The following is a 12,936-nucleotide window of genomic DNA, read 5'->3' on the forward strand; positions in this document are numbered from 1 at the left end:
TTTTGATATGATTTTTCTAAAATCTTAGTTTTGAAAAAGTTTTATTGTAGCATGGAGGTTAGTAATTTTAAAGGGTAAAATAAAATGGAAAATCATTCGCATACCAATACGCATACAGATACGCGCACCGATGATAAAAGCACTAAGATCGTGCGCTTGTTAGGGTTAATAGGAGGGGTGTTAATCGCGCTTATTGTCTATTACGCTTTAAACGCTCAACTGCCTCATATTGTAGAAGCAATCCCCAAGCTCAGTTCTTTAAATTATAAGGCGATGCCTGTTGTGGCTGGGGTGGCTGTTTTAATGGGGATATGGTGGATGACTGAAGCCATTGACCTGCCCGCAACCGCGCTTTTACCTTTAGTGCTTTTTAGCGTCTTTAGCGTGGATCAATTCTCTAGCGTTAGCTCTTCTTACGCATCGCCGATTATCTTTCTTTTCATGGGAGGGTTTATTTTAGCTTTAAGCATGCAAAAATGGAACTTGCACACACGTATCGCTTTAAGCATTATTTTATTAGTAGGCACAAGCCCTAGGAGGTTGATTTTAGGTTTCATGATAGCTACAGGCTTTCTGTCTATGTGGGTGAGCAATACCGCAACGGCGGTGATGATGCTCCCTATTGGCATGAGCGTTTTGCAATTAGTCGCTAAACTTGTGGGCAAAGAAAACGCCTCTAATTCATGGCATCAAAAAGAAGAAATCACCAAAGCGCATGGGGGCATTATGGGCAATATCGTGCATAAGGGCAAAGACATTACCCAAGTCATTCAAGAAAAGACCATCATTTATCGCACGAATTTTAGTATTTGCTTGATGCTTGGCATCGCTTATGCGGCTTCTATTGGCTCTTTAGGCACTCTTATTGGCACGCCGCCTAACGCTTTATTAGCCGGCTATATGAAAACCGCTTTCAATATTGAAATTGATTTCGCCCGGTGGATGGTGTTTGGGACGCCGTTAGCCTTCATCATGCTCATTTTATCGTGGCTCTTGCTCACTTATGTGATTTTCCCTTTAAAGATTAAAGAAATCCCAGGGGGTAAGGAAGTCATTAGGGCAGAGTTAAAAAAATTAGGCCGTTTGAGTTGGGCGGAAATCTCTGTGGGCGTTATTTTTATTTTAGCGTCTTTAGGGTGGATTTTTTTAGATACGATTTTAAAATCTTGGGGTGTTAAGATAGATAAAATTGATTCAGTGATTGCGATGGGGGTTTCTGCGCTTTTATTCATTTTGCCCGCTAATCATCAGGGCGATAGGCTCATTGATTGGGGTGTTGCTAAAAAACTCCCTTGGGATGTGTTGCTTTTGTTTGGCGGTGGGTTAGCCTTGAGCGCGCAATTTTCTAAAACCGGGTTGAGTTTGTGGATCGGGCATTTAGTTTCTGGCTTTTCGCACTTACCGATTTTATTCATTATTTTCATGGTAACTTTAATGGTCATTTTCTTAACCGAAATCACTTCTAACACCGCCACCGCTGCGGCGTTTTTACCGGTGATTGGAGGGGTTGCGATGGGCATGGGTTATGAAAATCATCAGAGCTTGTTATTGACCATTCCTGTAGCCTTGAGCGCGACTTGTGCGTTCATGCTCCCTGTAGCCACCCCACCCAATGCGATAGCTTATGGCTCTGGGTATGTTAAAATAACGGACATGATTAAAGCCGGTTTGTGGCTTAATCTGGTAGGCGTTGTTTTGATTAGCGCGTTTAGCTATTTTTTAGTTTCGCTGGTATTTAATTGATTAATTGATTAAGGAAAAAAGTGAAAGAAGAGTTATTTAAAGAAAAATCTCGTTACATTACAGGGTTTGTTTTAATCATTGTGGCAGGCTTGATTTTGTATGCGGACAATTTGTTGTTGTTTTGGGCGGTTTTAGGGGGGGTTTATGTGGCAGGGTTTTCTGAAGCGTTAAGACTATTTCAAGTTAAAGCGAGCTTTAGCCTGTATCTTGTTTTAGTGTTGTCATGGGTAGCGGCGTATTTTAACGGGCACCCTATAGAATGCGCTCTTATTAGCGCGATGGTCATGGCTAGCATCATCGCTTATCAAAAAGTGCACCATAGCGAAGCCATTTTACCCTTTTTATACCCGGGCGTTGGGTTTTTTGCGCTTTTTGGGGTTTATAAGGATTTTGGTGCGGTAGCGATCATTTGGCTTTTAGTCGTGGTGGTTGCAAGCGATGTGGGGGCGTTTTTTGGAGGTAAGCTTTTAGGCAAAACCCCTTTCACGCCCACTTCGCCGAATAAAACCTTAGAGGGCGCGTTGATTGGCGTGGTTTTGGCGAGCGTTTTAGGATCGTTTGTGGGCATGGGGAAATTGAGTGGGGGCTTTCTTATGGCGCTTTTATTCAGCTTTTTAATCGCCCTTGTGGCGGTGTTTGGGGATTTGTATGAAAGCTATTTGAAACGAAAGGTCGGGATCAAAGATAGCGGTAAGATTTTACCTGGGCATGGGGGCGTTTTAGACCGATTGGATTCCATGCTTTTTGGGGCTTTAAGCTTGCATGTGTTGTTGTATTTTTTAGAAGTTTGGAAAGAAACGGCGGTGTTTTTAGGGGATTGAATGGTTGTTTTAGGAAGCACCGGCTCTATTGGGAAAAACGCCCTAAAAATCGCAAAAAAATTCAAGGTAAAAATAGAAGCCTTGAGCTGTGGGAAAAATATCGCTTTAATCAATGAGCAAATCAAAGTTTTCAAACCCAAGAAAGTGGCGATTTTAGATCCTAACGATTTGAATGGCTTAGAGCCTTTGGGCGCGAAAGTGTTTGTGGGGCTAGAGGGCGTTGATGCGATGATAGAAGAGTGCGTTTCAAATTTAGTCATTAACGCCATTGTGGGCGTGGCTGGATTGAGGGCGAGCTTTAAAAGCTTACAAACCAACAAAAAACTAGCCCTAGCGAATAAAGAAAGCTTGGTGAGCGCGGGGCATTTATTAGACATTTCACAAATCACGCCCATTGACAGCGAGCATTTTGGTTTGTGGGCGTTGTTGCAAAACAAGGCTTTAAAGCCTAAATCCTTAATCATTAGCGCGAGTGGGGGGGCTTTCAGGGACACGCCTTTAGAACTCATTCCTATTCAAAACGCGCAAAACGCGCTCAAGCACCCTAATTGGAGCATGGGATCTAAAATCACCATTGATTCAGCGAGCATGGTCAATAAGCTTTTTGAAATCCTAGAAACTTATTGGCTTTTTGGCGCGTCTTTGAAGATTGATGCGCTGATTGAAAGGAGTTCTATCGTGCATGCTTTGGTGGAGTTTGAAGATAACTCTATCATCGCGCATTTGGCAAGCGCGGACATGCAATTACCTATAAGCTATGCGATCGATTCGAAGTTGGCTTCTTTGAGCGCTTCTATCAAACCCCTAGATTTATACGCTTTAAGCGCGATTAAATTTGAACCCATTAGCATGGAGCGCTACACTTTGTGGCGTTATAAAGACTTGTTGTTGGAAAACCCAAAGCTTGGCGTAGTGCTGAATGCGAGCAATGAGGTGGCGATAGAGAAGTTTTTGAGCAAAGAAATTGCTTTTGGTGGGCTTATCAAAACCATTTCTCAAGCCCTAGAATCATACGCTAAAACGCCTTTCAAGCTCTCTAATTTAGATGAAGTGCTGGCGTTGGATAAAGAAGTTAGGGAGCGTTTTGGAAATGTAGCGAGAGTGTAGTATAATAAGATTTTGCTTTTAGTAGCGTTTTTATTTCAATCAGGAGTTTTTATGGGGTTAAAAAATAAAATCAAGGGTTTTATTAAAGAGAGAATGCCTTTTGTGGTCAGATATGTTCGTAGTTTAAAAGGGACCAAAAATATTTATGATGAAATCAATCATGAAATTAAGGAAATGTTAGAGGCTAAAAAACTTCATTCTCTTCAAGAAAAAGCTTTATTCAACCATGACCATCAAGAAAGCGTGTTTTTGGCTATCGCTTCTTTAAATAATGAAAGTTTCATTGAACGCAATAAGAGTATTTATAAAAATAATTCTCTTAATTATAATTATGGGGGGGGGGGCATTTAGAAGATAGGGTTATCCATCCCACTTTAACTCTACCCAATCCCACGCATTCAGGTTATTTTGACTATGATAAAAAAAGTCAAAACCCTAAAAGCCCTCTAAACCCATGGGCTTTTATTAGAGTCAAAAATGAAATCGTTACTTTAGAAGAGAGTTTGTTTTCTATGCTTCCTGCCATTCAAAGGGGGGTCATTGGTTTTAATGATTGCGATGATGGCTCTAAAGAAGTGATTTTAGAGTTTTGTAAAAAGTTCCCCTCATTTATCCCTATCAGCTATCCTTATGAAGTCATACTAAAGGATTGCCCGAGTTTGTGGCACCAATTTTATCATTACTCTAATTATACGCTTTCTTTTATCCCTAAAAATGAGTGGGTTATCAAAATTGATTGCGATCATATTTATGACGCTAAAAAACTTTATGAAAGTTTTTATATCCCTAAGAGCATTAAAGAGGTTGTGATGTATTCGCGCATTAATTTTGTGGTGCAAGATTTTGAGGTGTTTATGCGTAATGATGGGGATTTTGGGTTTTTAGACGCATGGGGAGATCATTGGTTATTTTATAACGATTGTGAGCCTTTTGAAATTTGGCAATATAATGGTGATGCTTATGAAACTTTAAAGCTTAAAGATAAACACCATATTAAAGATAAAGAACTCGTGCAATGGCACTTCCCTTTAGCTAAAAAGAGGCGAAACGCTCTTGTTTATAATGATTTAATCCCTTTAAAAGATTTTAAAAAGCACCATGCCGATTTGATAGGCACAAGGATTGAAGAAAGCATGCTAGATGAAAAGAGAATTTTAGAAATGTATCAAAAATTCAATTTAGCGAAAGAATAGCTACAAGCATGTAGCCTATTTCCTCACAAACTGCTTGTATAAAAATTCCTTTCTCCCTATGGCGATGATATGCCCGCGCATTTTGTCATGCAAATCGCCTAAGAAAAAAGGGGCTTTTAAGGCGAGTTTAGGAATGTCTAGGGCATACACCTGAATTAAGTAATGGTGATCGCCATTAGGGGGCATGGGACCGATATATACGCTGTTATTGAGATTGGAACGTTGTTTTTCGCTTTCATTAAGAGAAGAACGGATAAAGCCTTGAGTGAGCGAATTGACCCCTTGAGTAATCCTTTTATCCATCATGGAAGCGTTTTCTTCTAAAACATTATAAGAAATATTGCCCACGACCCAATGGACAAATGACATGCCGCACACTTTTTGAGCGTCATGATCGATGAGTTCTAACGCATAGCTTTGAGCGCCTTCTACTTTTTGCCATGAGATTTTAGGCGAATAAGTGGGTAAGCCGTTTGGATTGAGAAACCCTCTAGGAGCGTTACCGCCAAATTTAGCGTCCAAATACCCTTGCGAATCGGTTTGAATCATTACTTCAAAAGTTTTCATTTTAAGCCCTTTTTCTTTGAAATCATTTTGCGTTTTTTATTGTAGCATGATAATAAAAATACATCTTAATTTGGAGCATGGTATTAGAATAATCATTTTTAATGATTAAATAGCTATTTATTTTTAGTGGTTAGTATTGAACGCATGGAAAGTAAAATAAATCGTTTGAGTGCCAAGATAGATGCATTATTGGAACAGCAAAAAAGGGTGATTTCTTTACTAGAAGCTTATTTGAGCGTTTATCCCACCCAAGAGGCTTCAAATAAGTTTTTTAAAAGCGTTAGTCAAGGGATGGAGTTAGCCCCAGAAATCGCACAAGAAGATGAAGAAAAACGCCTTTATGTGTTGCAATATTTAAGCCATGTAGATATTACTAAAAACAAGCAAGACTCCCAGCTCAAAAAAGATTGTTTGGAATTTATCCAAAGGTTTAATGTCCCAAAGCCCATTATGGTTACCGCTCTTTATAACCTTAGGGGCATTAAGCCCACTAAAAAAGAAGTAGCGAAGCAATTGCAAAAACTCTATGTGTGGGAGAAGCGTTACCAACAAGGGGGGATAGACGCTTTAAAAGGCAGGCGTGGGAGACCCCTTAAAAAACCTTAAGTGGGTTGGTAGTGGCTGTTGTTGGTTTTTGATAGGAGGATGTTCGCATTTCTCAAAATGTTTTCAAAAATTCATCTTATTTTTAAGTTAAAATTAAGAAAATATCTTGTATTAAATCATAATTTAGACCTAGATAAGAAAATCTATGTAAAATTTTTAAGGAGAACACCCATTTGTTACAACGAATTTATTTAGACAATAACGCTACAACTAGGATTGACCCTAAAGTCAAAGAAATCATGGATCCTTTTTTAAGGGATCATTACGGGAATCCTAGCTCGTTGCACCAGTTTGGCACAGAAACCCACCCAGCCATTGCAGAAGCGCTAGACAAGCTTTATAAGGGCATTAACGCTAGGGATATAGATGATGTAATCATCACTTCTTGCGCGACAGAAAGCAATAATTGGGTTTTAAAGGGCGTGTATTTTGATGAATGCTTGAAAAAAGGCAAAAACCATATTGTAACCACGGTTGCAGAGCATCCGGCGGTGCGATCCACTTGCAATTTTTTAGAAAGCTTGGGGGTGGAAGTTACTTACTTGCCCATTAATGAGCATGGGAGTATCACCGCAGATCAAGTCAAAGAAGCGATCACAGAAAAAACCGCTTTAGTGAGCGTGATGTGGGCGAATAATGAAACCGGTCTCATTTTCCCTGTTGAAGAAATTGGGGCTATTTGTAAAGAAAAGGGCGTGTTGTTCCATACCGATGCGGTGCAAGCGATTGGTAAAATCCCTGTAGATGTGTTAAAAGCGAATGTGGATTTTCTTTCTTTTAGCGCACACAAGTTTCATGGGCCTAAAGGCATTGGGGGGTTGTATATTAGAAGTGGGGTGGGATTAACCCCTCTTTTTCATGGCGGGGAGCATATGAATGGCAGGCGTAGCGGGACTTTGAATGTGCCTTATATTGTGGGCATGGGCGAAGCGATGAAATTAGCCGTAGAGCATTTAGACTATGAAAAAGAAGTGGTAGGGAAATTGCGCGACAAATTAGAAGAAGCGCTTTTGAAAATTCCTGATGTGATGGTGGTGGGGGATCGAGTCCATCGTGTGCCTAACACGACTTTAATCAGCGTGAGAGGGATTGAAGGAGAGGCCATGCTGTGGGATTTGAATCGCTCTAATATCGCCGCTTCCACAGGGAGTGCATGCGCGAGTGAGGATTTAGAGGCTAATCCTGTCATGGTGGCGATTGGAGCGAGTAAGGAATTAGCTCATACCGCTATCAGGCTTTCATTAAGCCGTTTTAACACGGAAGCTGAAATTGATAAAACGATTGAAGTTTTCTCTCAAGCGGCTACAAGATTGAGAAACATTTCAAGCTCTTATTAAAAAGAAAATATAAAGGAATTAAAATGGCAAAACATGATTTAGTGGGATCAGCCCTTTGGGACGCGTATTCTAAAGAAGTTCAAAGGCGCATGGATAACCCTACGCATTTAGGGGTCATCACCGAAGATCAGGCTAAGGCTAAAAACGCTAAGCTCATTGTAGCGGATTATGGCGCAGAAGCATGCGGTGATGCGGTGAGATTGTATTGGCTTGTAGATGAAAGCACGGATAAGATTGTTGATGCGAAGTTTAAAAGCTTTGGTTGCGGAACAGCGATCGCAAGCTCAGACATGATGGTGGAATTGTGTTTGAATAAAAGAGTCCAAGAGGCGGTAAAAATCACGAATTTAGATGTGGAAAGAGGCTTGAGAGATGAACCGGATACGCCGGCTGTCCCTGGGCAAAAAATGCACTGCTCCGTGATGGCGTATGATGTGATCAAAAAAGCTGCCGGCATGTATTTGGGGAAAAACGCTGAAGATTTTGAAGAAGAAATCATCGTGTGCGAGTGCGCTAGGGTGAGTTTAGGCACGATTAAAGAAGTGATTAGGCTCAATGATTTAAAAAGCGTTGAAGAAATCACTAACTACACCAAAGCCGGTGCTTTTTGTAAAAGCTGTGTGAGACCTGGAGGGCATGAAAAAAGGGATTATTACCTGGTGGATATTCTTAAAGAAGTGCGCGAAGAAATGGAAGCTGAAAAGCTTAAAGCCACCGCTGATAAATCCCAAAGTGGGGAATTGGCTTTTAGGGAAATGACTATGGTTCAAAAGATTAAAGCCGTGGATAAAGTCATTGATGAAAATATCCGCGCTATGCTTATGATGGACGGAGGGGATTTAGAGATTTTAGACATTAAAGAAAGCGATGATTACATTGATGTGTATATCCGCTACATGGGGGCATGCGATGGGTGCATGAGCGCGACTACCGGGACTTTATTTGCCATTGAAAACGCTTTGCAGGAATTATTGGATCGCAGTATCAGGGTGTTACCGATTTGATTTGTTCTTTTTAGGGGGTGAAAGCCTTTTTCAAGCGAGTGCTAATAAACTTACAATGAAGAATGATTAGCGCTTGCGGTATTCATTATACGCTACTTTTATGCTAATATGCTATTTTCGTTTAAAGCGATTTGCGATGATGATTGAAGGAACTTGATGAAAACGACAGAAAACACAGATGAAACTCACTTAAGGGGAACTAAAAATAAACTAGGGCGCAAACCAAAAGCAGACGCTAATAAAAAAACTCGCGCTGTAAGCTTGTATTTTTCTGATGAGCAATACCAAAAACTAGAGAAAATGGCTAACGAAGAAGAAGAAAGCGTGGGATCTTATATCAAACGCTATATTTTGAAGGCTTTAAGAAAAATAGAGCAAAATGGCCCTTGATAACTTTTTAACTTGTTTTTGCTTTACGAGTTTTGCTATAGAACAAAACCAAACCCCATTTTTATTTGGTCTTTAGCTGTGTGGTTTTAAAAAAGAGTGGTATTTTGGCTAAAAAAACTTCTTTATTTGAGTGTCAGCATTGCGGTTTTACAAGCCCTAAGTGGCTGGGCAAGTGCGTTCAATGCAACGCATGGGAGAGTTTTATAGAATTGAACCAAACCCAAAAGGAAGTTTTAATCGCACTTAAAAACCCTCTCCCAAAAGCGCAAAAAAGCGTTTCTATCGCTGAAATTGAGCATGAAGAAGTGGTGAAGTTTTCTTCCACTCAGAGCGAGTTGGATATTGTTTTGGGTGGGGGGATTGCTAAAGGAGGGTTGTATTTAGTGGGGGGGAGTCCTGGGGTGGGGAAATCCACTCTGCTTTTGAAAGTGGCTTCTGGCTTAGCCAAAAACCAGCAAAAGGTTTTGTATGTGAGCGGGGAAGAGAGCTTGAGCCAGATTAAAATGCGCGCCACTAGATTGGATTGCATAGAAAAAGAATTGTATCTGCTCAATGAAATCAATTGGCCTGTGATTAAGGCTAATATTGAAAGCGAAAATTATTTTGCTTGCGTGATTGATTCCATTCAAACGCTTTATTCGCCAGAGATTTCTTCAGCGCCCGGCTCTATTTCGCAAGTGCGAGAGATCACTTTTGAGCTCATGCGTTTAGCCAAAACAAGAAATATTGCTGTTTTTATCATCGGTCATATCACTAAAGAAGGGAGCATCGCAGGGCCTAGAGTGCTAGAGCATATGGTGGATAGCGTGCTGTATTTTGAAGGCGATCCCAGTAGGGAATTAAGGATTTTAAGGAGTTTTAAAAACCGCTTTGGCCCTACGAGTGAAATCGGCTTGTTTGAGATGAAAGAGCAGGGTTTGGTGAGCGCTAAAGAAGCTTCAAGCTTGTTTTTTTCTAAAGAAGAGCCTATGGAGGGGAGTGCCATTACCATCACTTTAGAAGGATCAAGGGCGTTGATTTTAGAGATTCAGGCGTTGGTGAGCGAGTGCAGTTTTGGAGCGCCCAAACGCTTAGCGAACGGGTTTGACACCAACCGCCTTAACATGCTCATCGCTTTATTAGAAAAAAAGCTAGAAATCCCTTTAAACCGCCATGATGTGTTCATTAATGTGAGCGGAGGCATTAAGATTAGCGAGCCGGCTTGCGATTTAGCGGTCATTGCCAGCATCCTTTCAAGCTTTAAAAACAGAAAAATTGACAATAAAACGGCGTTTTTGGGCGAAGTGAGTTTGAATGGTAGGATTTTAGAAGCCCCTAATTTGAACGCCAGATTGAAAGAAATGGAAAATTACGGCTTTTTAAAAGCCATTTTGCCTAAAAAACCCAGCCAAAAAACCTCGATCAAATGCTATGAAGCCAATGCGGTGGGCAAGATTGTTGAATGGATGTGATTGGAACTTTTGTTACCTAATCAAAACAGAGCCTTATTAAAATTTAAACTCAATTTAAAGAACAACTACCATTTTTTTTAGTTATAATGGCGGACACCATTAAAATTAAAACAAAGGTTATTCAATGAAAGTATTATCTTACTTGAAACATTTTTATCTTTTTCTACTAATAGGAGCGTTTATGCAAGCGAATGAAAACATGGGATCTAAACACCCAAAAACCGATGAAAGGGTGATTTACTTGGCTGGGGGGTGCTTTTGGGGGCTAGAGGCGTATATGGAGAGGATTTATGGCGTTATAGACGCAAGCTCTGGTTACGCTAACGGCAAGACTTCAAGCACGAATTATGAAAAGTTGCATGAGAGCGATCATGCTGAAAGCGTGAAAGTGATCTATGATCCTAAAAAGATCAGTTTGGACAAGTTGCTACGCTATTATTTTAAGGTGATTGATCCGGTGAGCGTGAACAAGCAGGGTAATGATGTGGGCAGACAGTATCGCACAGGGATTTACTATGTCAATAGCGCGGATAGGGAAGTGATAGACAATGCCTTAAAAGCGTTACAAAAAGAAGTGAAAGGCAAAATCGCCATTGAGGTAGAGCCGTTAAAAAATTATGTGAGGGCTGAAGAATACCACCAGGATTATTTGAAAAAACACCCCGGTGGCTATTGCCATATTGATTTGAAAAAGGCGGATGAAGTGATTGTAGATAGCGATAAATACACCAAACCAAGCGATGAAGTTTTAAAGAAAAAACTCACCAAACTCCAGTATGAGGTGACTCAAAACAAACACACTGAGAAACCTTTTGAAAATGAGTATTACAACAAAGAAGAAGAGGGTATTTATGTGGATATTACCACAGGCGAGCCGTTATTTTCTTCAGCGGATAAATACGACTCCGGTTGCGGGTGGCCAAGCTTTTCTAAGCCTATCAATAAAGATGTGGTGAAATACGAAGACGATGAGAGCCTTAACAGGAAACGCATTGAAGTATTAAGCCGTATTGGTAAGGCGCATTTAGGGCATGTGTTTAACGATGGGCCTAAAGAATTAGGGGGCTTAAGGTATTGCATCAACAGCGCGGCTTTAAGGTTTATCCCCTTAAAAGACATGGAAAAAGAGGGTTATGGCGAGTTTATCCCTTATATCAAAAAGGGTGAATTGAAAAAATACATCCAAGATAAAAAAACGCATTAAGGGGTGATGACTAAGCCCTCTTAAGGGGGGTTAAAATAGGGGGGGGGTTTAAGCGTTTGGGTTGTCTTTAAAAAACGCTAAAATCCGCCCTAAATAATTCATTTTTTAATTACCCTTACTTTGAAGACATTCTTTTTTAAGTTTTATGGTTTTGTTCTTAAAATATCAATAACTAAAGCTTTTTATTTTTTTAAAATGGGTTTTTAATTTTATTTTTTGTTTCAAACTCATTTTTTAAGGGGGTAGGGGGTTATCCCATTACAACCCCCAAACTAAACCCCCCTAACCCTAAAGAAGCGCTTTTTAAGAAACTATCGCTTGTTAAAAATCAAGCTCTTTGCTATTTCATCTTTCATCTTTAAAAAATGCCCTTGATTTATTTTTAGATTTTTACCCCATAATGAGCTTGTGCAAAGTCGCTAAAATGCTTAAGGCATAAATGAGGAGCAACAGGATTTTATGCACCTTTTCATTAGCCAAAGCAATGAGCTTAATGCCAATGCCCACCCCTAAAAACGCTCCAATACCGGTAATCACCCCCGCTTGAACGCTTATATCATCAAGAACTTTCCCGTTATAAAGAGAGATGACCCCAGATAAAGAAGCGAATACCACAAAAAATAGCCCCAAAGGCACGATTTTTTTAGAATCGTATTTCAAAAAATAGCCCAAAAACGGCACCATTAAAATCCCCCCACCCATGCCTAGCGGGATAGAAAAGATGCCGGTAACAAAACCGGCGAGCATCAAAACCCCATGCGTTCTATCCATAGACACAAAAGGGATTGCACGCTTTTTTTCGGGCGTTTTGTTATTCGCATGCAAATCAAAATGCATTTCTTCAAAATGCTTTGGCTTTTTGTTGCTAGAAAAAGCGTATTTGATAAAGGTGTAGCACACCACCACCACAAACACAGCCATTAAAATTTTATCGTCAATGATTTTTAAGATAAAGCTCCCTAAAATCGCCCCCATTAGCCCTCCAAGCGCGGCAAACGAGCCTTCTTTCAAATCCAATAAGCCCTTTTTGTAATTGATGATAGAGCCGACCACTGAAGAAAAAAGCATTTGCATGAGCGAAATACCCACCGCATGGCTATAGCTAAAATGGGCAAAAATCGCGCTAGGGACGACAATCTCCCCCCCACCAATACCAAAAAACCCGGCGGTGATGCCGGTGAATAGCCCCACAAGAGCCAAAATAAACGCTGTTGATTCTTCCATGAAAAACTCCTTAAATTCTAAAATATTACTTTATCAAAAAAGAGTGATAATCTTTAAAAAATTTTCTTTAATGATTACAAAAATAGGGTTTTGATTACTTTAATTTTATCGCTTGAGAGCGGTTGCAAGAGATTATCTAGGCTCTTTACTGCTTAATTTTAAAAATGCTTTTAAGCGTTTTTAAACAAGCCCCTTTTTTTAAAGAGGGTTTTTAGTAAGCAAACACATAATTGAGGAAAAGGCTATACATCCTTCGGTATTCTAGTTTAGCGCCCATGAAAGAGTAATA

At 40.1% G+C, this 12,936-nt stretch carries 13 protein-coding genes; 11 read left to right on the forward strand and 2 right to left on the reverse strand.

The genetic code is table 11. The annotated features are described in order from the left end of the window. Window positions 1-84 precede the first annotated feature (84 nt). The 5 genes from DBU79_RS01910 to DBU79_RS01930 are packed head-to-tail and all read left to right on the forward strand — an operon-like array spanning window position 85 to window position 4,864. Window positions 85-1,743, forward strand: a complete 1,659-nt coding sequence (locus DBU79_RS01910) for an SLC13 family permease (RefSeq protein ID WP_154411376.1) — start codon at window positions 85-87, stop codon at window positions 1,741-1,743. A 20-nt stretch (window positions 1,744-1,763) separates the two neighbouring features. Beyond that, on the forward strand, window positions 1,764-2,564 hold the full coding sequence (locus DBU79_RS01915; protein WP_154411377.1) for a phosphatidate cytidylyltransferase: 801 nt from the start codon (window positions 1,764-1,766) through the stop codon (window positions 2,562-2,564). Then, a complete protein-coding gene (gene dxr / locus DBU79_RS01920) occupies window positions 2,565-3,671 on the forward strand; it encodes a 1-deoxy-D-xylulose-5-phosphate reductoisomerase (RefSeq protein WP_154411378.1) in 1,107 nt (368 codons plus the stop codon). 51 nt (window positions 3,672-3,722) lie between these two features. Further along, window positions 3,723-4,022 carry a hypothetical protein gene (locus tag DBU79_RS07880; RefSeq protein WP_042349187.1) on the forward strand — a complete coding sequence of 100 codons (300 nt, stop codon included), beginning with the start codon at window positions 3,723-3,725 and terminating at the stop codon, window positions 4,020-4,022. 11 nt (window positions 4,023-4,033) lie between these two features. After that, window positions 4,034-4,864: a beta-1,4-N-acetylgalactosamyltransferase gene (locus DBU79_RS01930; protein WP_154411379.1), complete on the forward strand. Its 831-nt coding sequence runs from the start codon at window positions 4,034-4,036 to the stop codon at window positions 4,862-4,864. 15 nt (window positions 4,865-4,879) lie between these two features. Here DBU79_RS01930 and DBU79_RS01935 read toward each other — a convergent pair whose 3' ends face one another. Then, window positions 4,880-5,431, reverse strand: a complete 552-nt coding sequence (locus tag DBU79_RS01935) for a YbhB/YbcL family Raf kinase inhibitor-like protein (protein WP_021308376.1) — start codon at window positions 5,429-5,431, stop codon at window positions 4,880-4,882. 144 nt (window positions 5,432-5,575) lie between these two features. Here DBU79_RS01935 and DBU79_RS01940 point away from each other — a divergent pair, with 144 nt between their 5' ends. The 6 genes from DBU79_RS01940 (at window position 5,576) to msrB (ending at window position 11,423) form a co-directional block, all read left to right on the forward strand. Further along, window positions 5,576-6,037, forward strand: a complete 462-nt coding sequence (locus DBU79_RS01940) for a helix-turn-helix domain-containing protein (RefSeq protein WP_195834204.1) — start codon at window positions 5,576-5,578, stop codon at window positions 6,035-6,037. A gap of 173 nt (window positions 6,038-6,210) precedes the next feature. Beyond that, window positions 6,211-7,374, forward strand: coding sequence for a NifS family cysteine desulfurase (locus tag DBU79_RS01945; RefSeq protein WP_154411381.1), 1,164 nt, complete (start codon window positions 6,211-6,213; stop codon window positions 7,372-7,374). Window positions 7,375-7,397: 23 nt separating this feature from the next. Next, window positions 7,398-8,378, forward strand: a complete 981-nt coding sequence (locus DBU79_RS01950) for an iron-sulfur cluster assembly scaffold protein (RefSeq protein WP_154411382.1) — start codon at window positions 7,398-7,400, stop codon at window positions 8,376-8,378. A 156-nt stretch (window positions 8,379-8,534) separates the two neighbouring features. Beyond that, complete coding sequence (locus DBU79_RS01955) at window positions 8,535-8,768, forward strand: ribbon-helix-helix domain-containing protein (protein ID WP_000858681.1); 234 nt, start codon at window positions 8,535-8,537, stop codon at window positions 8,766-8,768. Between the two features lie 104 nt (window positions 8,769-8,872). After that, window positions 8,873-10,219 carry a DNA repair protein RadA gene (gene radA, locus DBU79_RS01960; RefSeq protein WP_195834205.1) on the forward strand — a complete coding sequence of 449 codons (1,347 nt, stop codon included), beginning with the start codon at window positions 8,873-8,875 and terminating at the stop codon, window positions 10,217-10,219. Between the two features lie 124 nt (window positions 10,220-10,343). Beyond that, the gene (msrB, locus tag DBU79_RS01965; RefSeq protein WP_154411384.1) at window positions 10,344-11,423 is read left to right on the forward strand and encodes a peptide-methionine (R)-S-oxide reductase MsrB; all 1,080 of its coding nucleotides are present in this window, start codon (window positions 10,344-10,346) and stop codon (window positions 11,421-11,423) included. Window positions 11,424-11,813: 390 nt separating this feature from the next. On the opposite strand, the gene DBU79_RS01970 is transcribed toward msrB, so the two are convergent. Beyond that, complete coding sequence (locus DBU79_RS01970) at window positions 11,814-12,647, reverse strand: sulfite exporter TauE/SafE family protein (RefSeq protein ID WP_120935055.1); 834 nt, start codon at window positions 12,645-12,647, stop codon at window positions 11,814-11,816. Window positions 12,648-12,936: the final 289 nt, after the last annotated feature.

Origin of the sequence: Helicobacter pylori (genome assembly GCF_009689985.1) — a bacterium.
GTDB lineage: Bacteria > Campylobacterota > Campylobacteria > Campylobacterales > Helicobacteraceae > Helicobacter > Helicobacter pylori_CG.